25 protein-coding genes are annotated in these 23821 nt (G+C 66.9%); 13 read left to right on the top strand and 12 right to left on the bottom strand.

Annotated elements, in window-relative coordinates:
• Positions 1–52: 52 nt before the first annotated feature.
• Positions 53–1060, top strand: a complete 1008-nt coding sequence (locus tag PBT88_RS19335) for a threonine aldolase family protein (protein ID WP_270076920.1) — start codon at positions 53–55, stop codon at positions 1058–1060.
• Positions 1057–2010, top strand: a complete 954-nt coding sequence (locus PBT88_RS19330) for a DMT family transporter (RefSeq protein ID WP_270076919.1) — start codon at positions 1057–1059, stop codon at positions 2008–2010. The genes PBT88_RS19335 and PBT88_RS19330 overlap by 4 nt, the downstream gene beginning before the upstream one ends.
• On the opposite strand, the gene PBT88_RS19325 is transcribed toward PBT88_RS19330, so the two are convergent.
• Positions 1911–2771, bottom strand: a complete 861-nt coding sequence (locus tag PBT88_RS19325) for an SDR family oxidoreductase (RefSeq protein WP_270076918.1) — start codon at positions 2769–2771, stop codon at positions 1911–1913. The two genes, PBT88_RS19330 and PBT88_RS19325, sit on opposite strands and share 100 nt — an antisense overlap.
• Positions 2772–2816: 45 nt before the next feature.
• Here PBT88_RS19325 and pepN point away from each other — a divergent pair, with 45 nt between their 5' ends.
• On the top strand, positions 2817–5429 hold the full coding sequence (gene pepN / locus PBT88_RS19320; RefSeq protein ID WP_270076917.1) for an aminopeptidase N: 2613 nt from the start codon (positions 2817–2819) through the stop codon (positions 5427–5429).
• A 129-nt stretch (positions 5430–5558) separates the two neighbouring features.
• Here pepN and PBT88_RS19315 read toward each other — a convergent pair whose 3' ends face one another.
• From PBT88_RS19315 to PBT88_RS19295, 5 genes are all read right to left on the bottom strand, one after another.
• Positions 5559–6515: a hypothetical protein gene (locus PBT88_RS19315; protein WP_270076916.1), complete on the bottom strand. Its 957-nt coding sequence runs from the start codon at positions 6513–6515 to the stop codon at positions 5559–5561.
• 376 nt (positions 6516–6891) lie between these two features.
• Positions 6892–7491, bottom strand: coding sequence for an ABC-type transport auxiliary lipoprotein family protein (locus tag PBT88_RS19310; RefSeq protein WP_270076915.1), 600 nt, complete (start codon positions 7489–7491; stop codon positions 6892–6894).
• A gap of 14 nt (positions 7492–7505) precedes the next feature.
• The gene (locus PBT88_RS19305; protein ID WP_270076914.1) at positions 7506–8447 is read right to left on the bottom strand and encodes an MlaD family protein; all 942 of its coding nucleotides are present in this window, start codon (positions 8445–8447) and stop codon (positions 7506–7508) included.
• A gap of 7 nt (positions 8448–8454) precedes the next feature.
• The gene (locus PBT88_RS19300) at positions 8455–9363 is read right to left on the bottom strand and encodes an ABC transporter ATP-binding protein (RefSeq protein WP_270076913.1); all 909 of its coding nucleotides are present in this window, start codon (positions 9361–9363) and stop codon (positions 8455–8457) included.
• Positions 9363–10472, bottom strand: coding sequence for an ABC transporter permease (locus tag PBT88_RS19295; protein WP_270076912.1), 1110 nt, complete (start codon positions 10470–10472; stop codon positions 9363–9365). The genes PBT88_RS19300 and PBT88_RS19295 overlap by 1 nt, the downstream gene beginning before the upstream one ends.
• A 101-nt stretch (positions 10473–10573) precedes the next feature.
• Between PBT88_RS19295 and PBT88_RS19290 the strand changes: the two genes are divergently transcribed.
• From PBT88_RS19290 to PBT88_RS19270, 5 genes are all read left to right on the top strand, one after another.
• Entirely contained in the window at positions 10574–11707 is a 1134-nt protein-coding gene (locus tag PBT88_RS19290) for a CDP-alcohol phosphatidyltransferase family protein (RefSeq protein WP_270076911.1), read from the top strand.
• Complete coding sequence (locus PBT88_RS19285; RefSeq protein WP_270076910.1) at positions 11695–12462, top strand: nucleotidyltransferase family protein; 768 nt, start codon at positions 11695–11697, stop codon at positions 12460–12462. Before PBT88_RS19290 ends, PBT88_RS19285 begins: the two co-directional genes overlap by 13 nt.
• Positions 12459–13148: an HAD family hydrolase gene (locus PBT88_RS19280; protein WP_270076909.1), complete on the top strand. Its 690-nt coding sequence runs from the start codon at positions 12459–12461 to the stop codon at positions 13146–13148. Before PBT88_RS19285 ends, PBT88_RS19280 begins: the two co-directional genes overlap by 4 nt.
• 14 nt (positions 13149–13162) lie before the next feature.
• Entirely contained in the window at positions 13163–13711 is a 549-nt protein-coding gene (locus PBT88_RS19275) for a YkgJ family cysteine cluster protein (RefSeq protein ID WP_270076908.1), read from the top strand.
• 137 nt (positions 13712–13848) lie between these two features.
• On the top strand, positions 13849–14541 hold the full coding sequence (locus PBT88_RS19270; RefSeq protein ID WP_270076907.1) for a hypothetical protein: 693 nt from the start codon (positions 13849–13851) through the stop codon (positions 14539–14541).
• 88 nt (positions 14542–14629) lie between these two features.
• On the opposite strand, the gene PBT88_RS19265 is transcribed toward PBT88_RS19270, so the two are convergent.
• Positions 14630–15952, bottom strand: a complete 1323-nt coding sequence (locus PBT88_RS19265) for a cystathionine gamma-synthase family protein (protein ID WP_270076906.1) — start codon at positions 15950–15952, stop codon at positions 14630–14632.
• Between the two features lie 68 nt (positions 15953–16020).
• Between PBT88_RS19265 and PBT88_RS19260 the strand changes: the two genes are divergently transcribed.
• Positions 16021–16401, top strand: coding sequence for a VOC family protein (locus PBT88_RS19260; protein ID WP_270076905.1), 381 nt, complete (start codon positions 16021–16023; stop codon positions 16399–16401).
• Between the two features lie 33 nt (positions 16402–16434).
• On the opposite strand, the gene pgeF is transcribed toward PBT88_RS19260, so the two are convergent.
• From pgeF to lgt, 4 genes are read right to left on the bottom strand one after another with little or no spacing between them, the layout of a single operon-like run.
• Positions 16435–17214 (bottom strand): peptidoglycan editing factor PgeF, encoded by a 780-nt coding sequence (gene pgeF, locus PBT88_RS19255; protein ID WP_270076904.1) that lies wholly within the window; start codon positions 17212–17214, stop codon positions 16435–16437.
• On the bottom strand, positions 17211–17723 hold the full coding sequence (locus PBT88_RS19250; RefSeq protein WP_270076903.1) for a GNAT family N-acetyltransferase: 513 nt from the start codon (positions 17721–17723) through the stop codon (positions 17211–17213). The genes pgeF and PBT88_RS19250 overlap by 4 nt, the downstream gene beginning before the upstream one ends.
• Entirely contained in the window at positions 17720–18805 is a 1086-nt protein-coding gene (locus tag PBT88_RS19245; protein WP_407696480.1) for a class I SAM-dependent methyltransferase, read from the bottom strand. The genes PBT88_RS19250 and PBT88_RS19245 overlap by 4 nt, the downstream gene beginning before the upstream one ends.
• Positions 18789–19664, bottom strand: coding sequence for a prolipoprotein diacylglyceryl transferase (lgt, locus tag PBT88_RS19240; protein WP_270079324.1), 876 nt, complete (start codon positions 19662–19664; stop codon positions 18789–18791). The genes PBT88_RS19245 and lgt overlap by 17 nt, the downstream gene beginning before the upstream one ends.
• A 293-nt stretch (positions 19665–19957) precedes the next feature.
• Between lgt and hemH the strand changes: the two genes are divergently transcribed.
• From hemH to PBT88_RS19225, 3 genes are read left to right on the top strand one after another with little or no spacing between them, the layout of a single operon-like run.
• The gene (gene hemH / locus PBT88_RS19235; protein ID WP_270076902.1) at positions 19958–20959 is read left to right on the top strand and encodes a ferrochelatase; all 1002 of its coding nucleotides are present in this window, start codon (positions 19958–19960) and stop codon (positions 20957–20959) included.
• A 30-nt stretch (positions 20960–20989) separates the two neighbouring features.
• Complete coding sequence (phbB, locus tag PBT88_RS19230; protein ID WP_270076901.1) at positions 20990–21712, top strand: acetoacetyl-CoA reductase; 723 nt, start codon at positions 20990–20992, stop codon at positions 21710–21712.
• Between the two features lie 25 nt (positions 21713–21737).
• Positions 21738–21971, top strand: coding sequence for a ribbon-helix-helix domain-containing protein (locus PBT88_RS19225; protein ID WP_270076900.1), 234 nt, complete (start codon positions 21738–21740; stop codon positions 21969–21971).
• 198 nt (positions 21972–22169) lie between these two features.
• Here PBT88_RS19225 and PBT88_RS19220 read toward each other — a convergent pair whose 3' ends face one another.
• Positions 22170–22640, bottom strand: a complete 471-nt coding sequence (locus tag PBT88_RS19220; protein ID WP_270076899.1) for a MarR family winged helix-turn-helix transcriptional regulator — start codon at positions 22638–22640, stop codon at positions 22170–22172.
• A gap of 86 nt (positions 22641–22726) precedes the next feature.
• On the opposite strand from PBT88_RS19220, the gene hppD reads away from it, so the two are divergent.
• Positions 22727–23776, top strand: a complete 1050-nt coding sequence (gene hppD, locus PBT88_RS19215; protein ID WP_270076898.1) for a 4-hydroxyphenylpyruvate dioxygenase — start codon at positions 22727–22729, stop codon at positions 23774–23776.
• Positions 23777–23821 lie beyond the last annotated feature (45 nt).

The raw sequence follows: 23821 nt of genomic DNA, 5'->3' as shown, positions 1-23821 counted from the left end.
GAGTCAACCACGCGATGTTGACGGCGCGCCCCGCCGCCCTCATGGCACGGCCATGCGCTTCTTCTCCGACAACGCCGCCGCCGTCCATCCCGCCGTGCTGGAGGCGATGGTCGCCGCCAACCATGTCGATACCGCTTATGACGGCGATGCGCTGAGCCGGACGCTCGATGGCGCCTTCTCCGATCTGTTCGGCACCGACTGCGCGGCGATGTGGGTATCGACCGGCACTGCCGCCAACTGCCTCGCGCTCGCCAGCATGGTGCCGCCGCATGGCGGCGTGCTCTGCCACCGCGAGGCGCATATCAACACCGACGAGGGCGGTGCGCCGGAATTCTACACCCATGGCGCCAAGCTGATCCCGCTGGAGGGCGAAGGCGCGAAGCTGACGCCCGAGACGGTGCGGGCCGGTCGCCGCGCGATCCGCCCCGACGTCCATCAGGTCCAGCCGCACGCGCTCTCGATCACCAACGCGACCGAATATGGGCTGGTCTACACGCCGGACGAGGTGGCGGCGCTCGGCGAGGCGACCAGGGAACTCGGCCTCGGCTTCCATATGGATGGCGCGCGCTTCGCCAATGCGATGGCGACGCTGGGCGGCCATCCGGGCGACGTGACATGGCGCGCCGGCATCGATGCGCTGAGCTTCGGCTTCGTCAAGAATGGCGGGCTGTCGGCCGAGATGCTGATCTTCTTCCGCCAGGAATGGGCCGACGTCGCGAAGATGCGGCGCAAGCGCGCCGGGCATCTCAATTCCAAGGGCCGCTATCAGGCCGCGCAGGTGCTGGCGCTGCTGGAGGCGGATCGCTGGCTCGACAATGGCCGCGCCGCCAATGCCGGTGCGGCGACGATCGCGGGTGCGGCCGGTTCGCGACTGGTGCTGCCGGTCGAGGCCAATGAAATCTTCCTGCGCCTGACCACCGACGAGGCCGCGGCGCTGCGCGCGCAGGGCTTCGATTTCTATGATTGGGGCGTGGGCGAGGCCCGGATCGTCACCTCCTGGGATCAGCCGCAGGCCGAGATCGACGCGCTGGCCGCCGCGATCCGCACGTTCGGATCATGAGCGAGGCGCTCGCGGGGGCCCGCCCGGTCGATGCGGGGACGCGGGCGAAGATCGCCATTCCGTTCATCGTCTGCACGCTGGTCTGGTCGTCGACCTGGCTGGTGATCCGGTTCCAGCTCGGCGCGGTGCCGCCGGCCTGGTCGGTCACCTACCGCTTCCTGATCGCCTGCGTGGCGATGATGGCCTATGCCCGCTTTACCGGCGCCTCGCTCCGCCTCAACGCGCGCCAGCACGGCTTCGCGGCGATTTACGGCATCGCCCAATATGCGCTCAATTATTATGCGGTCTACATCGCCGAGGTGACGGTGACGTCGGGGCTGGTGGCGGTGCTGTTCGCCCTGCTGATCGTGCCCAATGCGCTGCTGGCATGGATCTTCCTCAAGCAGGGCGTGTCGCGCGCCTTCCTGATCGGATCGGCGGTGGCGATGATCGGGGTGGCGCTGCTGTTCGCGCAGGAGATGCACGTGGCCGCCGCCGGCGCGGCCTTGTCGCGCCATGCCCTGTGGATCGGGATCGGCTGGTCGCTGGCCGGCGTGCTGTTCTCCTCGATCGCCAATGTGATGCAGGCGGCGCCGCAGGCCCGCGCGATCCCGGTCGCGACGCTGATCGCCTGGGGCATGGCCTGGGGCGGGGTGTTTGATGCGGGCACGGCGTGGTGGATGGATGGCCCGCCGGTGATCGATCCGCATCCGGCCTATTGGCTCGGCACGCTCTATCTGGGGCTGATCGGGTCGGCGCTGGCGTTCAGCTGCTATTTCGTGGTGATCCGCGCGATCGGGCCGGGGCGGGCCGCCTATTCGAGCGTGCTGAGCCCGGTGCTGGCGATGCTGCTGTCGACATTGTTCGAGGGCTATCGCTGGTCGATCCCGGCCGCCGTCGGCGGCGTGCTGTCGATCGTCGGGCTGCTGGTGGCGCTGCGGGCGAAGCAGTCGGCCAGGCCGGCGCGATAATCGGCAAAGCGCGGGCGCCAGCCGAGCAGCCGCTTGGCCCTGCCGTTCGCGACGCGACGGTTCTCGGCATAGAAGCCCCGCGCCATCGGTGACAGCCCGGCCCCGTCCAGCGATTGGAGCGCCGGCGCGGGCAGGCGGAGCAGGTGGCAGGCCTCCTCGATCACCGCATTCTGGCTGCAGGGTCGATCGTCGGCGATGTTGTAGACGCCGCGCGGCCCGTCGAACGACGCGATCATCGCGTCCACGATGTCCTCGACATGGATGCGGCTGAAGACCTGATCGGGCAGGTCGATCCGGTGGGCGCGGCCCGTCGCCACCCGCTCCAGCGCCGATCGGCCGGGGCCGTAGATGCCGGGCAGGCGGAACAGATGCGTCGCCAGCGCCTGCCACGCGCGATCGGCATCGGCGCGGGCGGACCGGCGGCCGGTGCCGGTCGGCGCGCTTTCGTCCACCCAGGCGCCGCGGGTGTCGCCATAGACTCCGGTCGAGGAGAGATAGCCGATCCAGCCGCGCGCCTGCTGCGCCAGCAGCGCGCCGTAGCGGTCGATCACCGGATCGATGCCGTGAGCGTCCGGCGGCACCGAGCAGAGGATGTGGGTGGCGCCGGCGATCGCGATGCGGACGGCATCCTCGTCATCGAAGGCGACCGCCCCGGCGTCGGCGGCGCGGCGCGTGCCGATCACGCTCCAGCCCTCGCCCCGCAACCGTGCCGCGAGGCGGGAGGCGGTGTAGCCGAGACCAAAGATCAGGATCGCCGCCATGTCGACCCGTTGTAACCGCGCCGGGCCATGCCTAGAAGCCTTCTTATGGATCAGCACAGCGCCATCGCGACCCCGCCCGCTCCCATCCTCCGGCGCGATTACCGCCCGCCCGCGTGGCGGGTGCCGACGATCCATCTCGATGTCGATCTCGCCGCCGCCGAGACGCGCGTGCGCGCCCGGCTGGAGGTCGAGCGCAACGCCGCCGAGGGTGCCCTGGGCGGGCCTTTGGCGCTCGATGGCGCACCGGGCATGGTGCCGTCCTCGGTGACGGTCGACGGCCATGTGCTGGATGAAGGCGCATGGCGGATCGTGGACGATCAGCTGCTCATCGATCTGCCCGGTGCGGCGCATGTGGTCGAAACCGACATCGCGATCAGCCCGGAGAAGAACACCCAGCTGATGGGGCTCTATGCCTCCGGCGGGCTGCTCTGCACCCAATGCGAGGCGGAAGGCTTTCGCCGCATCACCTTCTTCCCCGATCGGCCCGACGTCCTTTCGCGCTACACCGTGAAGATGACCGCCGATCGCACCCTCTATCCGGTGCTGCTCGCCAATGGCGATCTGGTCGGCGAGGGTGACGCCGGGGAGGGCCGGCACTGGGCCGAGTGGCATGATCCCTTCCCCAAGCCCTGCTATCTGTTCGCGATGGTCGCCGGCGATCTCAAGGCCAATCGCGACAGCTTCACCACCCTGTCCGGCCGCGCCGTGCAGCTCGGCATCTGGGTGCGCGAGGCGGACCTGCCCAAGACCGATCATGCGATGGCCGCGCTCAAGGCGTCGATGGCGTGGGACGAGCAGGTCTATGGCCGCGAATATGATCTCGGCATCTTCAACATCGTGGCGGTGGCCGACTTCAACTTCGGCGCGATGGAGAACAAGGGCCTCAACATCTTCAACTCGCGCTACATCCTCGCCGACCCCGAGACCGCGACCGACGCGGATTACGACGCGATCGCAGGCGTGGTGGCGCATGAATATTTCCACAACTGGTCGGGCAACCGCGTCACCTGCCGGGACTGGTTCCAGCTGAGCCTGAAGGAAGGCTTCACCGTCTTCCGCGATCAGGAATTCTCCGCCGACCAGGGATCGCGCGCGGTCAAGCGGATTGAGGATGTGCGGGTGCTGCGCGCCGCCCAGTTCCCCGAGGATGGCGGCCCGCTGGCGCACCCGATCCGCCCGGATAGCTATCTGGAGATCAGCAACTTCTACACCGCGACCATCTACAACAAGGGCGCCGAGGTCATCCGCATGATGCACACCATGCTGGGGGCCGAGGGCTTCCGGCGCGGCACTGATCTCTATTTCGAGCGCAACGACGGCACGGCGGCGACCTGCGAGGATTTCGTCCGCGCGATGGAGGATGCCAACGGCGCCGATCTCACCGATTTCCGCCGCTGGTATGCGCAGGCGGGCACGCCGCGGGTGCGCGCCACGCTGGAGCATGAGGCCGGCACCGCCACCGCCCGGCTGACGTTGGCGCAGACCGTCCCGGCGACGCCCGGCCAGCCGGACAAGCTGCCGATGCCGTTGCCGCTGCGGATCGCGCTGTTCGGCGCCGACAGCGGCACGCCGATCGTGGCCGAGCGCGTGCATGTGCTCGGCGACGAGGCGACCGAAATCCTGTTCGAGGGCGTGGACGAACCGCCCGTGCTCTCGATCAACCGCGGCTTCTCGGCGCCGGTGATCGTCGAGACCAACCGCAGCGCCGCCGATCTCGCCTTCCTCTCGGCGCATGACGACGATCCCTTCGCGCGCTTCGAGGCGATGCAGCAGCTGATGGTCGATACGCTGGTCGCGGCGATCAACGGCGGGCAGGCGGACGAGGCGGCGGTGGTCGCCGCGGTGCGCGAGACGCTGACCGATCCGGCGCTCGATGCCGCCTTCATCGGCGAGGCGGTGCTGCTGCCGAGCGAATCCTTCCTGGGCGATCAGTTGCCGGTGGTCGATCCGTCCGCCGTCCGCCGGGCACGGGATTCGCTGAGGAAGAGGCTCGGACGGGAGCTGGAGCCGGAATGGCGGGCGACCTACGCCGCCACCGCCGCGAACCGCTTCGAATATACCCCGACCGCCAAGGGACTGCGCCGGCTGCACAGCGTGGCGCTCGGCTATCTCGATGCTTGCGGCGCGGCCGATGTGCCGGCGCTGGCGCTGGCCCAGTTCGAGGGCGCCGACAACATGACCGATCGGCAGGGCGCGCTCGGCGTGCTCGCCAACGGGCTGTCGGGCGAGCGCGAGACGGCACTGGCCGCCTTCTACGATCGCTACCGCAACGATGCGCTGGTGCTGGACAAATGGTTCACCACGCAGGCGATTGCGATGCGCGAGGATACGGCGGACGCGGTCGAACGCCTCGCCAGGCACCCGGATTTCACCCTCGCCAATCCGAACCGGATGCGGTCGCTGGTCGGGGCGTTCGCGGCCAACCAATATGCCTTCCATGCGGCCGACGGGCGGGGCTATCGCTTCGTGGCGGACATGATTCTGGCGGCCGATACGCTGAACCCGCAATCGGCGGCACGGCTGGTGCCGCCGCTCGGCCGCTGGCGTCGGTTCGAGCCTGCCCGTTCGGCGCTGATGAAGGCGCAACTGGAACGGATCGTCGCGACGCCGGGGCTGAGCAAGGACGTGTTCGAGCAGGTCAGCCGCAGCCTGGCCTGACCTGACCTGACATCCTTATGGCGTGGCGGTTGTTAGGCAGAAACCCCAGAGAAGCTGCGTTTCCGGGCTCCTGGCCGAATGCCGCGCCGGGCTCCTTGTCGACAATCGCAGGCTGTTGCGGATGCAATCCTATTGGGGAGGCGAGTCCGGCATTATGGCCGTGCTCTCGCCCGTCTCGGGGCCGGTCTGCGTCATGGGATCTTGCGCCATTCTTTTGTCGATCCATGCCTCATCAGGCATGTTCGGATCCACATGAGTGATCTTTTTGGTCGAGTCCCCAGTCTTGTCGGATTTTTGGTGAAATCTGATGGTCAGCGCGGGCAATGCCAGCGGGTTCGTTTGCATAACCGCGCTCTGGTCTCGCAAAATGCGCGGCGGCTGCTCTGCAGGGCCTATCGAAATCGGTGCGAAATCCGTTTCCATATGCGAGCTTAGGGCAAACAGACGAATGGCGATGACCGCGCGGAAGGCCGCGAGGTTCGTTCGAACCTGGGCGCCAGCTGGCAGGCAGGTTCGCAGCCTTGCGGTCACATTGGCGACTGCCGCCTGCTCTCTGCGCGAATAGAGCGGGGTCTTGACGAGCGTCATGGCCTCAGCGCTGCCCGAGGCCATGAAGCATGACATCATTCCATCCTGAGGAAGCAGCGGAGCGGGCGTGAGCGGCGTGCCATGAGATGATGCTCTCGGCGATCCGGCAACAAGCAGGGCCTCGGCGAAAGCGCCGCTCAGAAGAATCGGGCTGACATGCAAGCCGCCACCGGATTTGCAGCTGTTGTCCGACGCAAAGATCGACTGAAAACGGGAAAGATCGGCCGATTGGATGTAGGCCGAAAGCGCCTCCCGACTGCTTTTTTCGTGTTGGGATGCGAGGCAAGTCGCGAGATCGTGAAGTCGTATTACGTCCGCGCGTTTCAGCCTTGAGCCGCAAACATTGATTTCCCCGGGCACCGAACGCCCGCAAAGCTGGTTGGGAAGCATTGTGATCGGTGTGGACGCGTGCGACGGCCCCGGCACGCTGGCCGTCCCGGCGACCGCAAGGGTGACGAGTGCCAGCTTCCCAACATCGGCGAACGCGATCACACCCATCAGCCGCTCCAATACAGCCGCATGATCCATATCACTTAGCAGCAATGATCAGGCGCGCCATCTGATCCGCCGGACGGCAACAATTGGGACGGAAGGAGCCAGACAGCTCCTCCCTGAACGGGAGCGGTCTTCGTATCGCGGTCATGCCCGCCTCGGGCGAACCCACCCCCGACCCCTCCCTTTCAGGGAGGGGAGATTTCCGCTTCTTCCGTGTCCAGCCGAAATCCAAGGGACCGGACCCCGGACCAAGTCCGGGGTGACGAGCTATCGCGAAGGAGCGCCTCTTGGGGCGAAAATCGCCACGTCTTTGGCCCGCTCCTGCAAAAGCGGGAGGGTTGGGGCCATAGACCGCGAATCGTCGCTCCCGGCCTGCCGCCTAGCGTCCTACCCAGTCCGCGACCTGCACGGCGACGTCGTTTGCCGCCGCGTTGATCGCGGTGCCGGCGCTGGCTTCGGTGATCGCGCCGCTGACCGGGGCGGTGGCGGTGAAGCGGCGGGCCTCGATCTGGCCGTCGTTGCGCACCAGCGTCGCGTCATAGGAGACGGCGGCGCGGTTGGCGCCGGCGTCGATGCCGAAGGCGAGCAGCCGCCCGGCGAGGCGTGGCCCCTGCGCCAGCGAGGCTTCGCGCGGGGTGACGGTGGGCCGGCCGGTGCGCACCGTAATCGTCTCGGCGAGCAGGTCGCGGAAGAGATGGGCCGGCGCGTCGATCCACTGGGCGTTCTTCACATAGGCGATCTGGGTCGCGCCCGTCCGCACCGGCACGCGGTTGTTGGACAGCTCGATCGGGGCGGAGGGATAGCTGACGGCGACCGCCAGCCCCTTGCCCAGCACCTCGCCGGCATTGGCCGGCGCCTCGGCGACAGGCGACAGCCGCAGCAATTGGGGCGGCACCTTGGCCCCGAAGCTGACGCAGCCGGCCAGCAGGATCGGCGCGAGCAGGAGGGCGGGGCGGAGGGCGAGGATGCGGGTCTTCATGGGTCTCTCCGCTCTCAATGGCCGGGCTTGTAGTCGGGCAGCTTGCGACCGAACACGCCGCCGCCGCCGGAATTGAGGCGATTGGCGGTCTGGTTCAGCGCCTCCGCCATGTCGGACAGGTCGCGGACGAGCTGGTCGATCTGCGGCGCGGTCTGCTTGCTCAGCGTATCGACGCCGGGCTTCGCGGACTTCACCAGATCGTTCAGGCTGTCGGCCGCCTGCTGGGCGGACGCGATCGTCTTGTTGAGGTTCGCCATCATCGGCCGGCCCTGCTCGTCGAGCAGCTGGTTGGTGGTGCCGGCCAGCTCGCTGATCTGCTGGGCCGCGTCGCCCGCCTGCTTGATCGTCACCTGCGCGGCCTTCAACGTCTCGCGGATCTGCGGGCCGTTGGCGGCAAGGTTGGTGGTCAGCGAATCGATGTTGGCGAGGATGTGCTTCACCGAATGCTGGTTGTCGTCGTCGAGCAGCTTGGAAAGCTGGGTCTCCAGCGTCGACAGCTTGGCGAGCAGATCGGGTGCGGAATTGAGCAGGCCGGCGAGCATGCCGGGCTTGGTCGGGATCACCGGCACGCCGAACGGCCCGACATCGGTGATCGGCGGCTCGCCTTTCTGCGCGCCGCCGAGATTGACCTGGCTGACGCCGGTGAAGCCGACCCCGGCGACGGTGGCGGTCGTGCCCTTCAGGATCGGGGTATTCTCGTCCACCGAGATCCGCACGCGGACCAGATTGGGCTGGTCCGGCATCAGCTTGATGTCGTCGATCTTGCCGACCGGCACGCCCGAGAAGGCGACGGCCGAGCCCTTGGCCAGCCCATCCACCGAGTTCGGGAAGAAGATGTCATAATCATGCTGGTGGCCGTTGCCGACCTGCATCATCCAGATGATGAAGGCGACCGCGATCGCGACGATGGCGAGCACCACCCCGCCGACGAGCACATGGTTCGAGCGCGTTTCCATCAGTCCCTCAGGCTCCCCCACCCGTACCCAGTTCGTCGCTTCCGGAAAGCGCGTCCGCCTGCCGGGGCGAGGACGGCCTGAGGCCTTCCTCGCCGGCTCGCTCGGCCGATTGTTCGGCGGCTCGCCCGCGCGGGCCATTGAAATATTCCTGGATCCACGGGTGATCCAACGCGACCAATTCTTCGATCGTTCCGACCGCGACCACCTTCTTGTCGGCGATCACCGCGACCCGATCGCAGATCGCATACAGCGTGTCGAGATCATGGGTGATGATGAACACCGTCAGCCCGAGCAGATCGCGCAGCGTCTTGATCAGATTGTCGAACGCGGCCGCGCCGATCGGATCGAGGCCGGCGGTCGGCTCGTCGAGGAACAGCAGTTCGGGGTCGAGCGACAGCGCGCGGGCGAGGCCGGCGCGCTTGCGCATGCCGCCCGACAGCTCCGACGGAAATTTGCTCGAGCTTTCGGGCGGCAGGCCGGACGCGATGATCTTGTAGCTGGCAATCTCGTCGAGCAGCTGGTCGTCGAGCCTGGGATAATATTCGCGGATCGGCACCTGCACATTCTCGGCGACGGTCAGCGTCGAGAACAGCGCGCCGTTCTGGAACAGCACGCCCCAGCGCCGGCGAACCGCCTCGGCATCCTGGTCGCTGCCGCCGATCATCGCGTGACCGAAGACGTCGATGGCGCCGTCGGCCGGCATCTGCAAGCCGATGATCGATCGCATCAGCACCGATTTGCCGGTGCCCGATCCGCCGACCACACCCAGAATCTCGCCGCGCCGGACATCGAGATCGAGATCCTGATGGACGACCTGCTCGCCGAAGCGATTGACGAGGCCGCGCACGCGGATGACGATGTCATCCTGCGCGGCGCCATTCTGCATGGTGGGCGCCGGCTGGGGTTTGCTCGCCATCAGATCCACCCGATCGAGGCGAAGAAGACGGCGAAGAAGGCGTCGAGCACGATCACCAGAAAGATCGACTGGACCACCGCGCTGGTCGTCCGCAGGCCGACCGCTTCGGCATTGCCTTCCACCTGCATGCCCTGGAAGCAGCCGGCCATGGCGATGATCAGGCCGAACACCGGCGCCTTGATCAGCCCCTGATAGACATCCGTCATCGGTACGACCTCGCGGATGCGGGCGACGAAGGTGACGGGTGGCAGATCGAGCGAGAACCAGCTGAACAGGCCGCCGCCGATCAGCGCCATCATCGCCGCATAGAAGGCCAGCATCGGCATCATGGTGACGGCGGCGATCACCCGGGGCAGCACCAGCGCTTCCATCGGGGCGAGGCCGATGGTCCGCATCGCATCGACCTCCTCGGCAAGCTTCATCGATCCGATCTGCGCGGCGAAGGCCGAGCCCGAACGGCCGGCGACCATGATCGCGGTCATCAGCACGCCCAGTTCGCGGAAGGTGAGGCGGCCGACGAGATTGATCGTGTAGACCTCGGCGCCGAACTGGCGCAGCTGGATCGCGCCCTGCTGGGCGATGACGATGCCGATCAGGAAGCTCATCAGGCCGATGATGGCGAGCGCATCGACGCCGACCACCTCGAACTGCTTGATCACCGCATTGCCGCGGAAGCGCTTGGGATTGAGGATGACGTTCCACAGCGCGATCAAGGTCGCCCCGAAGAATTCGACCAGGCCGTAGAGCGTGCGGCCGGCGATGATGGTGGCGTCGCCGACATGCGCCAGCACGCGCTGGACGGGCGATCCCTCGTCGGGTTTGGAGCGCAGCGGCTTGTCGATCGTGCTGACCTTCTCGATCAGCTCCTGGGCCTTGTCGTTGGCGCCTTCGATCGCGACGGCATGATCGCGCTTCAGCCGATGGACCAGCCAGGCGCCGACCGTGTCCATGCGATCGACGCCGGACAGATCGACCGTCTCGGGCGGGCGATCCAGATGCTCCAGCCGGTTCGGCACGTCGCCCAGTTGCGACAGCGTCCACGGCCCCGTGCAACGCAGAATGCGGTCGTCCTGCGTGAAGTCGGCGGCGGCGGCGTGGGCGGTGGTCATGTGGCGGCCACGATGCGGCAGATCGTTACGCCCGGCAAGCGCGGAGAAATTATGTCTTCGTTGAGATGCGGAAAGGCGGGAAACCTGCCAAAGGGGCCGCCATGGAAGTAAAGGATCATCAGGGCGTAGCGTTCCTCGGCGCCGGCGACAATGATACGCGCGTGTTCGGGTTGATCCCCGCAGAGCGCGCGCGCCGTCTCGCCACCAAGGCCAAACTGCGGCCGATCGAACAGGTTCCGGCGACTGGGGACGTGATCGTCGCCGATCTCGGTTTCACTTGGGATCCGGCCTGGCTCGCGCATGTCCGCGATCATGGCGGATTGGCCGTGACATATCGGGGACGGCCGGTGCTGGTCCATTGCACGGATGCGGATCAGGTGCGGGCGGTGATCGCGGCGATCGGCACGGGCGCGCCGCTGCCGGCCGGCTTCGACGTGCAGGACGCCGAAACCGACGCCAGCCTCTACAATGCGACGCTCCGCAAGCGCGAGGACGCCTATCTGGTGCCGCTGGTGCCGGCGGCCGTGCGCGGCATCGAGAAAGCGAGCTATGACGCCAGCTACAAGGGGGTGACCGATATCCTCACCCTCTATCTGTGGCGCGGCGTCGCCTTCCGCCTCACCCGCTGGGCCGCCTATGCGCGGATCACCCCCAACATGGTGACGATCGTCGGCATCGCCTTGTGCGTCTGGGCCTTCTTCCTGTTCTGGGGCGGGCATTTCGCGGCGGGCCTGCTGGTCGGCCTGATCTTCATGGTGCTCGATACCGTCGACGGGAAGCTGGCGCGCTGCACCGGCACCTCGTCCGAATGGGGCAATATCCTCGATCATGGCGTCGATCTGGTCCACCCGCCCTTCTGGTACTGGGCCTGGGGCATGGGCTGCGCCGTTCCTGCCTGGGGGCTCGCCTTCGACACGGGCGAATTCTGGGCGATCATGGTGGTGCTGGTCGCCGGTTATGCGATGCAGCGCACCATTGAAGGCGCGTTCATCACCAGCTTCGGCATCCACATCCATGTGTGGGAGCGGATCGACAGCCGCTTCCGCCTCGTCACCGCGCGCCGCAACCCCAATTATATCCTGCTGTTGGCGAGCCTGATCGTGCTGCGGCCCGATTGGGGACTGTGGTGGGTGGCATGGTGGACTATGCTGTCCTGTCTGTTCCATCTGGTGCGGCTGGTGCAGGCCTATGCGGCGCGCGCGCAGGGCAGGGAGATCATGTCTTGGCTGGTCTGACCGCGCTGCTGCTCGCCGGGCGCAGGCCGGGCATCGATGCGCTGGCAGCCTCGCGCGGCGAGACGCTGAAGGCGCTGATCCCGGTATCGGGCACGCCGATGGTCGCGCGCGTGGTCGAGACGCTGCTGGCCGCACCCGCAATCGGCCGGATCCGGGTGATGACGCAGGACGTCGATCCGATCGCGGCGGTGCTGCCGGCCAGCCCGCGCATCAGCTTCCTGCGATCGGGCAGCGGCATCGCCCGCTCGATCGTGGCGGCGCTGGAGAGCGGCGAGGCCCCGTTCCCGCTGTTCGTCACCACCGCCGACCACGCCCTGCTCCGCCCCGAGACGATCGCCGAGTTCCTGGCGGGTGCGGCGGGGGCCGACGTCGCGGTCGGCGTGGTCGAGCGGGCGGTGGTCGAGCGGCGCTTCCCGCAGACCAGGCGCACCTGGCTGCGTTTCCGCAAGGGCGACTGGACCGGCGCCAATCTCTTCTGGTTCGCCGGCCCCGCCGCGCTGCCGGTGATCGAGAGCTGGGCGTCGGTGGAGCAGGACCGCAAGAAAGGCTGGAAGCTGATCGCCAAATTCGGCGTCGGCCTGCTGCTGCGCGCCGCCACCCGCACGATCACCTTGCAGGAGGGTGTGGCGCGGGCCGGGCGGAAGCTCGGCGCCGATGTGCGGATGGTCGGCCTGTCCGATCCGCTGGCGGCGGTCGATGTCGACAAGCTCGCCGATCTCGATCTCGCCGAAGCGGTGCTGGAGGGCCGGGCATGACCGATCGCCGCATGGCCGAATTGGCGATCTACGACATGGACCGGACGATCACCCGCACCGGCACCTACACGCCCTTCCTGATCCACGCGGCGCTGGCCCGGGCGCCGTGGCGGCTGCTGTTGCTGCCGATCGCGCTGCTGGCGATGCTGGGCTATGCCTGCAAGCTGTTCACGCGCGCGAAGCTCAAGGAGATCAACCAGAGCCTGCTGCTCGGCCGCCATATCGCCCGCGCCGATCTCGCCCCGCTGACCGCCAGCTTCGCCGATCGGGTGTATCGGCTGAACACCCTGCCGGGGGCGCTGAAGCAGATCGAGGAGGACCGTGCCGCCGGCCGCCGGCTGGTGCTCGCCACCGCCTCCTACCGCCTCTATGTCGAGGCGATCGCCGAGAGACTGCGCTTCGACGACGTGATCGCGACCAACTCGATCATCGGCCTCGACGCGCGCGTGACCGCCAAGATCGACGGCGAGAATTGCTACGGCCCGGCCAAGCTCCGGATGATCGAGGCGTGGTTCGCGGCGCAGGGGATCGATCGCGCGGCCGTCCATGTGCGCTTCTATTCGGATCATGTCTCGGACGCGCCGGTGATGGAGTGGGCCGACGAGGCATTTGCGGCCAATCCCAGCCCGCAGATGCGGGCCTTGGCGGTGAAGCGCGGCTGGCCGATCCGCCACTGGGGCCGCTAGCGGCTGCGATGCCCATGCCCATGGATCTGGAAACCACGATTTTCGGGCCGCTGGTCGCCGATCGGGACTGCGGCGATTGCACCGTCTGCTGTGAAACGCTGCGGATCGACACGCCGGATCTCCGCAAGCCGGCAAATACGCGCTGCACCCATCTCGGTGCGCAAGGTTGTACGATCCATGCGGTGCGTCCGGACATTTGCCGGGCGTGGTTCTGCGGCTGGCGCCGGGCGGCGGCGATGCCCGATGCCGCGCGGCCCGATCGCTCCGGCCTGCTGGTGTCGCTGGATTTCGTGCGCGCGCCGCGGAATGTGTTCGAGGGCGTTGCGATCGTCATCCGATCGCTGGTGGGCCGGGCGGTCTTCGGCGGCGCGGCGGCGGCGGAGTTGATCGACGGGCTGTGCGACCAGATGGTGCCGGTGTGGATTCATGACGGCGAGAAAAAGGTGCTGGTCCACCCCGAAGACGAAGTCGCGAACCTCGTCCTCTCGGGTGCCGCGCCGCCTGCGCATCTGCGCGCCGAAGTGGCGGCATGGCGGCGGCTTTATGGGGTGTTCGGAGAATAATATGCGCCGTTATGCACCTTGTGTACAGTCCATATTCTACGGCCGCTGGAGTTTGGTTGAGATTTGATTTTAATCATTGAAGTTTGCCATGGTCAACTTCATGTTTCATTTTTTTTAGGCTCTGGGGGGACGGAAAGATGCGGGCATTCAAAGGCATGGCATCCATTATAGCGATGTTTCTTGCTGCGATATTGCCGATATCCACGTCTTTCCTGTCGGCAAAAACTGAATATGAACTGGGAAGCAGAATATCTCAGGTCTCCCCGGCAGAGATTCCGCTCTATAGAATGTCTCCCGCAGACAAGGCCCGGGAAACGATCCTGGAATTTTCTGAATGTGTGGTCGCTCGATCGCCTTCTTCGGTCACGAAAGCCCTTGCATTGCCCGCAACCGATCCGGCTGCCGATAAGGCGCTGCTCAATCTCGCTATGCCGGATTGCCTGCGATATGGCGAGTTGCGAATGCAGCCGTCGCTTATGCGCGGCGGTCTGTTCAACGCGCTTTATCGAAGGGATTTTTTGCGAATTGTGCCGCCGCTCTACGGCAAGCCGATCGACTATAAGGCGGACGTCAGCGATCCAGACTCGCCGAAGTCGCAATCCTACATCGCTCTGCACGATTTTGCGGATTGCGTCGTGCGTGCCGACCCGGGCGATAGTCGCACGATCGTCCTTGCTTCGGTCGCCAGTGCAGATGAGATGGCAGGATATTCAAAAATATCGCCGGCTTTGGGAAGTTGCGTAAATATTGGCCAGAATATCGAATTCAGCAAAATTGTGATAACCGCCATATTGTCGGAGGCAATCTATCGGCAGTCATCTACGAAATAGAAGGACTATATCGTGCTGATATATTGCGTGTTGGGATGAGGTTTGCCGAAACGCCGCCCGCCCCACGGACGAGCGGCGCACGCTTCGCTCACACTGCCTTCAGCGCCTGATCGAAATCGGCGATCAGGTCGTCGGCATTTTCGACGCCCACCGAGATGCGGACAAGATTGTCGGTGATGCCGAGTTCCTGCTTGCGTGCGTCCGGCACCGACAGATGCGTCATCGCCGCCGGGCAGGAAGCCAGCGTCTCGGTGCCGCCGAGGCTCACCGCCAGCTTGGCGATCTTCAGCGCGTCGAGGAAGGCGAAGCTCTCGCGCTCGCCGCCCTTGAGGTAGAGCGAGAAGGTCGAGCCCGCGCCGGTGCAGTGGCGGTTGTAGATGTCGGCCTGGCGGGTGCCTTCCTGCAGGAAGCCGAGATAGCCGACGCTCTCCACCTTGGGGTGATCGCGGAAGAAGGCGCAGACCTTGGCGGCATTCTCGCCCGCCCGGCTCATTCGCAGCTCCAGCGTCTCGAGGCTGCGGAGCAGCATCCAGGCGGTGTTGGGATCGCTGATCGTGCCGATCGTGTTGCGCATCATCCGGATCGGCAGGATCGCCGCCTTGCTGCCGGTGATGCCGCCGGCGACGAGATCCGAATGGCCGCCGGCATATTTGGTGAGGCTGTAGACCACCAGATCGGCGCCCTGGCGGAGCGGCTGCTGCCACAGCGGGCCAAGGAAGGTATTGTCGATCGCGATCGGCGGCCGGTCCTCGCCGAGCAGGCGATCGCGCACATTGCGCACCGCCTCGACGTCGACCAGCGCGTTGGTCGGGTTGGCGGGGCTCTCCAGATAGATCAGCGAGACGCGGCCCTGGTCCTTGGCGCGCGCGACGACCGCCTCGATCTCGGCCTGGGTGGCGCCGGCCGGAAAATCGAGGAAGGTCACGCCGAACTTGCCGAGGATGCGGCCGATCAGCGTCTCGGTGGCGGCGTAGAGCGGCGCCGAGTGGACGATGACGTCGCCGGGCTTGACCAGCGCCAGCATCAGCGTCGCGATCGCCGACATGCCCGACGAGAAGACCAGCGCGTCCTCGGCCTCGTCCCAGATGCCCAGCCGATCCTCGAGGATCTCCTGGTTGGGGCCGTTGAAGCGCGAATAGACGAGGCCGTCGGCGCCGCCGGGGCGCTTGCCGGTGACGCCCTCGAAGTGGCGCTTGCCGGCCGCCGCATTCTCGAACACGAAGGTGGAGGTCAGGAAGATCGGGGGTTTGAGCGATCCTTCGGACAGGGCCGGATCGAAAGCGTGGCCCATCATCAGCGTCGAGGGGCTGAGGCGGCGGCCGCCGACCTCCAGCACGTCCGCCTTGGGACGGCGGCGGGGGGTGACGCCGGACAGATCGGCCTCGGTCTCGGGAATGCTGTTGTCGGTCATATTATCCTCTCGGAGTCGCCACGATGCGACGCTATGCTGTCGGTCTAGCCGATTGGGGGAGACTTGCCATGTCGATCGCCGTCGTATCCGTCCCCGTGGCGGACCAGTCCGCCGCGAAGCGCTTCTATCTCGAGATCATGGACTTCGACCTGCTGGACGACGAGCCGATGGGGCCGGAGATGCGATGGGTGCAGCTCCAGCCGAAGACCGGGGGTGCCTCGATCGCGCTGGTGACGTGGTTCGAGGGGCTGAGGCCCGGCGGCCAGCAGGGCTTGATGCTGCACGTCTCCGATATCGATGCCGAACATGCCCGGCTGGAAGGGCTCGGCATCACCGTGTCGCCGGTCGAGGCGCAGCCCTGGGGCCGCTTCACGATGTTCACCGATCCCGACGGCAATGGCTGGATCGCGGCGACGCTGACCGAGCCCGGAAAATTCGTGACGAAGTGAGCTTGTTCCTCCCCAAGCGAGCTTGGGGAGGATTTAGGCAGGCAGCCCGATCACCGATATCTCGCGGCCATAGCCGGGCTCGCCGCGATGCGTAGCGCGGCGGTAGCTGAAGAAGCGGTGCTCGTTGGCATAGGTGTCGAGGCCGAGCGCCTCGATGCGCGGGATGCCGGCGGCGGCGAGGCGCGCGACGACATAGGCCTCGATGTCGAACTGGTGATGGCCGGCGCGGCGGCCGGCGAGGAAGAAGCGTTCGTTGTGCGGATCGTCGGTGCAGAAGCGGGCGAGGAAGGCGTCGTCCACCTCGTAGCTGGCGCGGCCGATGCACGGGCCGATCGCGGCGGCGACGCGCACGCGGTCGGCACCAAGGGCCTCCATCGCGTCGACCGTCGCGGCGACCACGCCGCCGAGCGCGCCCTTCCAGCCGGCATGGGCGGCCCCGACCACGCCGGCCTGGGCGTCGGCGAACAGGATCGGCACGCAGTCGGCGGTGAGGATGCCGAGCAGCAGGTCCGGCCGATCGGTGACCAGCGCGTCGGCATGGGGGCGGGCCTCGTCGGCGAAGGCATCGGCCGTCACCGCGATCGCGCTGTGGACCTGATGGACGGTGGCGAGCGTCGTGCCCGGCTTCACCGCCGCCACCACGCGCCGCCGGTTCTCGGCCAGGGCGGCGCGGTCGTCGTCCGATCCGAGCCCGACGTTCAGCCCGGCATAGATGCCGGTCGAGACGCCGCCGCGCCGGCCGAGGAAGCCGTGGGGGATGCCGGCCAGCGCATCGGCGCGGATGACCTCGACGTCGTTGGGTTCCACGGTCACAGCGCCACGCTCCAGATGCGGTCGTCGTCCATCTGCGCGCCGACCATGAACGGATGGGCGCCGATCTCGGCCAGGCCATAGCGCGCATAGAAACGCTGCGCGCGGTGATTGTCGGCATAGACGCTGAGCACGAGATGCGCGGCGCCGCCCGCCCGCGCGCACTCGATCGCCCAGGCCATCAGCGCCTGGGCAATGCCGGCGCCCTGCCACGGCTTGAGCACGTAGAGCTGCTTGAGTTCGGCGGCATCGTCGGGCACCGGCGGGCTCGGCAGGCCGCATGGGCCCATCTTGGCGAAGCCGGCGATGATGCCGTCGTCGGTGGCGACGCGAATGCGATAGGCCGGGTCGCCGATCTGCGCGGGCAGGCCCGCCGGCCCGAACGCATCGCGCAGGAAGCTGTCGAGATCCTGCGGGCGATAGAGATGGCCGAAGGTCTCGACGAAGCTGTCGGCCGCCATGCGGGTGAGCGCAGGGGCATCCTCCGGCCGGGCGTCGCGATACTCGATCATGGCTGTCCTCCCCCGAAGCCGGCCGGTGCCGGCCAATCCGGCGCGGTCAGGGCCAGCGCCTTGAACAATGTCCCCATCGCGTCGGGCGCGCACAGCCGGCGCCACGCCGCCTCGATATCGGCCTGCCGATCCGGTGCGGCGCGGGCGAGGGTGGTCGCGCGCGCGCCGATGCCGAGCGCCTCCAGCAGCGCGCCTTGCGTCGCGATCGGGTGGACGGCGGCACCCTCCGCCCGTGCCGCCTCGGCCAGTGCGGCGAAATCGACATGGGCGGTCAGATCCTGCTCGCCCGGCGCCGCGAACGGATCGGCGAAGCGGTGGCGGCGGATCGCCTGCAAGGTGTCGCCGGTGGCCGGCCCCTCATAGCCATAGTCGATCGCCAGCAGCGCGCCGCCCTGCGCAACGATCCGCGCGGCGAGATCGCGCAGGATCGCGGTCGCGGCGGGCGCGGTCTCGATCACGTCGCCTGCGGCCCCGCCGATGTCGGCGGGCACGACGCCATCGAAGCGCTGTTCGCCGACGGCGGGGACGAGGCGCCCGCCATCGCCGTCGCCATCGACGTCCACCATCCGCTCGCGCCAGCCATCGGCGGTCAGCACCAATTGGCGGATCGGCAGCGCATCGAAGAATTCGTTGGCGACGACGATCAGTGGGCGATCGGTGGGCAAGGTATCGATACTGTCGTGATGGATCGCACCCGGCACCGCCTGCGCCTGCTTGTCGCGCAGCAGCGGGCTGGTCTCGACCAGATGGAGCGGCGGCGCGAAGCCGGCGCGGGCCATGGCGCGCCGCGCATCGGCGGACAGCGTGCCGCGCCCCGGCCCGAGCTCGACCCAGGCGGCATCGGGAGAGCCGGCGCGTGCCCACAGGTCGGCCGCCCACAGACCGATCAGCTCGCCGAACATCTGGCTGATCTCGGGCGCGGTGGTGAAGTCGCCCTCGACGCCCAGCGGATCGCGATGCGCGTAATAATGGCCGTTGGCGAGCGCCATATATTGGGCGAGCGGGATCGGGCCGCCGCCCGCGATCAGGCGGAGCAGCCGCGCCTCCAGCGTGGTGGCCGGATGGTCAGGCGACGCTGTCATTCCCGGCGACCGGCTCGACGCGCACGCGCCGTCCCTTGGCGGTGGCGATCAGGTAGAGGCCGAAGATCAGCATCGGCAGATCGAGCAGCTGGCCCATGTGCAGGGTGGTGGCGAAAAAGGTGCCGGCGAACTGCTGGTCGGGTTCGCGGAAGAACTCCACGAAGAAGCGGAAGGCGCCATAGCCGGTCAGGAAGGTGCCGGCGAGCAGGCCCGGGCGGTAGCGCGCGGTCTTCGATCGCCAGAACATCAGGTTGAGGATCGCGAACAGCACGATGCCCTCCAGCCCGGCCTCGTAGAGCTGGCTCGGATGGCGGGGCAGCGGGCCGGCTTCCGGGCCGGGGAAGACGATCGCCCATGGCACCGTCGTCACCTTGCCCCACAGCTCGCCATTCACGAAATTGGCGAGGCGACCGAAGAACAGCCCGATCGGCGCCACCACCGCGATATAGTCGCCGAAGCGCAGGATGCTGAGGCCGTTCTTGCGGCAGAAGGCGGTGATCGCCAGTGCCACCGCCAGCATCGCGCCGTGGAACGACATGCCGCCCTCCCACAGCTTGAAGATATCGGCCGGATGCGCGGCATATTCGGCGAAATTGTAGAACAGGATATAGCCGACGCGGCCGCCGAGGATCACCGCCAGCGTCGCCCAGAACACGAAATCGTCGACATGGCGCCGCGCCATCGGCGCGCCCGGCCGATCGATCAGCTTCAGCACATACCACCAGCCGGCGATGATCCCGGTGATGTAGGCGAGCGAATACCAGCGCAGCGCGAAGAACCCGATCGAGAAGATCTCGGGATGGAGATGCAGATCGGTGAAGTGGATATAATGGGAAGGGTCGATCTGCGGCAACGGCATGTCCTTGGCTGGTCGCGCCTCTTTAGAGGGGGCGGGGAGCCATTCAAAGCCCCCCTGACAGCCGATGGTCGCGATCGCCAATTGCTGCGAGCGATCGACGGCCTCGATCAGCGTGACGGAGAGAGGGGCCTTTACGGTGCCGCCGCGATCCCGCATCAACCCGGCATGACCGCCGGGATCATGTGCCGCCGCCGGCGTGCCTGTCTCCGGCGGCGATCCCGCTCTTTCCCGCTGCCCATTCTCCTGTTGCCCGTTCTCCTGTTGAAAGCCACTCCTTTGATCGCGATCGCCTGATGCCCGAGAATCATCCGCCCATACCCACGCCCAAGATCGGTGTGCTGCTGGTCAATCTCGGCACGCCGGATGCGGCCGAAGCCGGCGCGGTGCGGCGCTACCTCGCCGAATTCCTGTCCGATCCGCGCGTGGTCGAGATACCGCGGATCGCGTGGATGCCGATCCTCCACGGCATCATCCTGCGCACCCGGCCGAGCAAATCCGCCCATGCCTATGCGCAGGTGTGGACCGCGGAAGGGTCTCCGCTCGCGGCGATCACCAGGCGTCAGGCGGTCGCACTCAATGGCGCGTTCGGGCCGGGCGTGGTGCTGGATTATGCGATGCGCTACGGCCGGCCGGCGATCGCGGATCGGCTGGCGGCGCTGAAGGCTCAGGGCTGCGAACGCATCCTGGTCGCCCCGCTCTATCCGCAGTATTGCGCGGCGACGACGGCGACCGCCAACGATGCCGCCTTCGCCGCGCTCGCCACGATGCGCTGGCAGCCGGCGCTCCGCACGCTGCCGCCTTATTATGACGATCCGGCCTATATCGCGGCGCTGGCGACGTCGGTGCGCGAATCGCTCGCGGCGCTGGATTTCGAGCCCGATGCGGTGATGGCCAGCTTCCACGGCATGCCGCAGCGGACGCTGGAGCTCGGCGATCCCTATCATTGCCACTGCCGCAAGACGGCGCGGCTGCTCTCGGACGCGCTCGGCCGCGAGCTGCTGGTCTGCTTCCAGTCGCGCTTCGGCCGGGCGAAGTGGCTGGAGCCCGCGACCGATACCATGCTGGCGGCGCTGCCGGGCAAGGGGGTGAAGCGGATCGCGCTGGTCGCCCCCGGCTTCTCCGCAGATTGCGTGGAGACGCTGGAGGAATTGTCGATCCGGGGCCGCGAAACCTTCCTCGCCGCGGGCGGCACCCACTTCGCCGCGCTGCCCTGTCTCAACGACAGCGCGGCGGGTATCGCCATGCTCGAAACCATCATCATGCGGGAACTTGAAGGCTGGATGCGGCTCCCCTAGGTTCGTGCAAAGTCCCCTGAGGAGAGGCATATGAACCGCGTAGCGATCGTGACCGGCGGCACCCGTGGCATCGGCGAAGCGATCAGTCTGGCTCTGAAGGACATGGGCATGAAGGTCGCCGCCAACTATGCGGGCGACGATGCGCGGGCGAAGGCGTTCAGCGACCGAACCGGCATCCCGTCCTACAAATGGGACGTGTCCGATTTCGATGCCGTGCATCGCGGCGTCGAGAAGGTGGAGGATGATCTCGGCCCGGTCGATGTGATCGTCAACAATGCCGGCATCACCCGCGACAGCACCATCCTCAAGCAGAGCTATGAGCAGTGGAAGCAGGTGATCGACACCAATCTCGGCGGCTGCTTCAACATGGCGAAGGCGACCTTCCCGGGGATGCGGACGCGGGGCTGGGGGCGGATCGTCAACATCGGCTCGATCAACGGCCAGGCCGGCCAATATGGCCAGGTCAATTACGCCGCCGCCAAATCGGGCATCCACGGCTTCACCAAGGCGTTGGCGCAGGAAGGCGCCAAGTTCGGCGTCACCGTCAACGCGATCGCGCCGGGCTATATCGACACCGACATGGTGGCGGCGGTGCCGGAGGACGTGCTCGAGAAGATCGTCGCCAAGATCCCGGTCGGCCGCCTCGGCCACGCCTCCGAGATCGCGCGCGGCGTTGCCTTCCTGGTCGCCGAGGAGGGCGGCTTCGTCACCGGATCGACGCTGTCGATCAACGGCGGGCAGCACATGTATTGAGCAGCCGGATCGGGAGCGCGCGCTGATGGCGGGGCCGGTCAAGCGATCGGTGATGATCGCCGGTCATGCGACCTCGATCAGCCTGGAGCCCATCTTCTGGGAGGCGCTGGTGCAGGCGGCGGCCGATCTGTCGCTGCCGCTGTCCGCGCTGGTGGCACGGATCGACGTGCAGCGGATCGAGGCGGACGCGCCGGCCAATCTCGCCAGCGCCATCCGGGTCTGGCTGTTCGAGCGGGCGCTGGCCGGTGGCGTGCCCTGACCAGACCAGACCAGACCAGACCAGACCAGAAAAGAAGACCCCGCCGAGCTGACCAAAGCCGGCGGGGTCAGTTTGAAGGGCACCTCGGGATCGGGGTGGACCAGCCTTGTGCAACGCGCCGGCCCGCATGGCAATAATAGTCTATCTATACAGTAGGCAATTCAACATATCCCGATCGCCGCGCATTGGCAGCGCCGCTCAGATCGCGCCGCCACCATCGGATGGGGGGCCGCTATCCAGCACCGCCGCATCGATCCGGCGCAGCATGGCGATGAACGTCTCCAACTCGGCGTCGGAGAAGCGGCCGAACAGCGCATGTTCCATCTCCAGCGCCTTGGGCGTCACCGCCGCATAGAGATGGCGGCCGGCCTCGCTCAGCGCCAGCAGCTGCGATCTCTTGTCGGCGGGATTGGGGCGGCGCTCGATCAGGCCGCGATCGGCGAGCGCGATGGCGGCACGGCTGACCGTCACCTTGTCCATCCGGCTGAGCGCGCCGATCTCCTGCTGGGTGATGCCCTCCCGCTCGGCGATCAGCGCGATCAGCCGCCATTCGGGAATGGTGAGGCCAAACAGCGCCTTGTAGGTATCCGCCACCGCGCCGCTGACCAGATTGCTGGTGATCGAGAGGCGGTAGGGCAGGAAATGGTCGAGGATCAGGGGATGGCTCATCGCGGAAAAGACGGTAGCATTTGACACTTGTCGGGCAAGGCGTCATTTATAGTTGCAATTGATACCATATATATGGAGCGAATCCCATGGCTCTGGACAACCCCGCCGACAACCCGCTGGGCCTCGACGGCTTCGAGTTCGTCGAATTCACCTCGCCCGATCCCGAGGCGATGGCCCGCCAGTTCGAGCAGCTGGGCTTCACCGCCACGCATCGCCATCCGAGCAAGAACATCACCCGCTACAAGCAGGGCCGCATCAATCTGATGCTCAACCGCGACGAGGCCGGCCGCGTCGCATCCTTTCGCGGCGAGCATGGCCCGTCGGCGAGCGCGATGGCGTTCCGCGTGGCCGATCCGGCGAAGGCGATGGAATGGGCGCTGGAGCATGGCGCCCAGCCGACCGAGGAGGATGATACCGTCATCCAGGGGATTGGCGGCTCCTACCTCTATTTCATTCGGAGCGATGCCGATCTCTATGCCGACTGGGCGGCGTTCCCGGGCTGGCGCGAGGCGGAGGCGAAGAACAATGTCGGCCTCGATCTGCTCGATCACCTCACCCACAATGTGAAGCGTGGCCAGATGCGGGTGTGGAGCGAATTCTACCGCACGCTCTTCAATTTCGAGGAGCAGAAATATTTCGATATCAAGGGGCAGGCCACCGGCCTGTTCAGCCAGGCGATGATCGCGCCGGACAAGGCGATCCGCATCCCGCTCAACGAGAGCCAGGACGACAAGAGCCAGATCGAGGAGTTCATCCGCGACTATAAGGGCGAGGGCATCCAGCATCTCGCCCTGACCACGCCGGACATCTTCGATACGGTCGAGCGGTTGCGCGCGCGCGGCGTCACGCTCCAGGACACGATCGAGACCTATTACGAGCTGGTCGACAAGCGCGTGCCCGGCCATGGCGAGGATCTCGCCCGGCTGCAGCGCAACCGCATCCTGATCGACGGCAGCGTCGAGACCGGGGAGGGCATCCTGCTCCAGATCTTCACCGAGAATCTGTTCGGCCCGATCTTCTTCGAGATCATCCAGCGCAAGGGCAATGAGGGCTTCGGCAACGGCAATTTCCAGGCGCTGTTCGAGAGCATCGAGCTGGACCAGATCCGGCGCGGCGTCATCGCGGTGGATGCCTGACCCAAGGCCCTCTCCCGTCCGGGCGGGAGCGGGCATGAGGAGCGA

Origin of the sequence: Sphingomonas abietis (assembly GCF_027625475.1) — a bacterium.
GTDB classification, from domain to species: Bacteria; Pseudomonadota; Alphaproteobacteria; order Sphingomonadales; family Sphingomonadaceae; genus Solisphingomonas; species Solisphingomonas abietis.
This window is presented reverse-complemented; position numbering and strand designations above follow the sequence as displayed.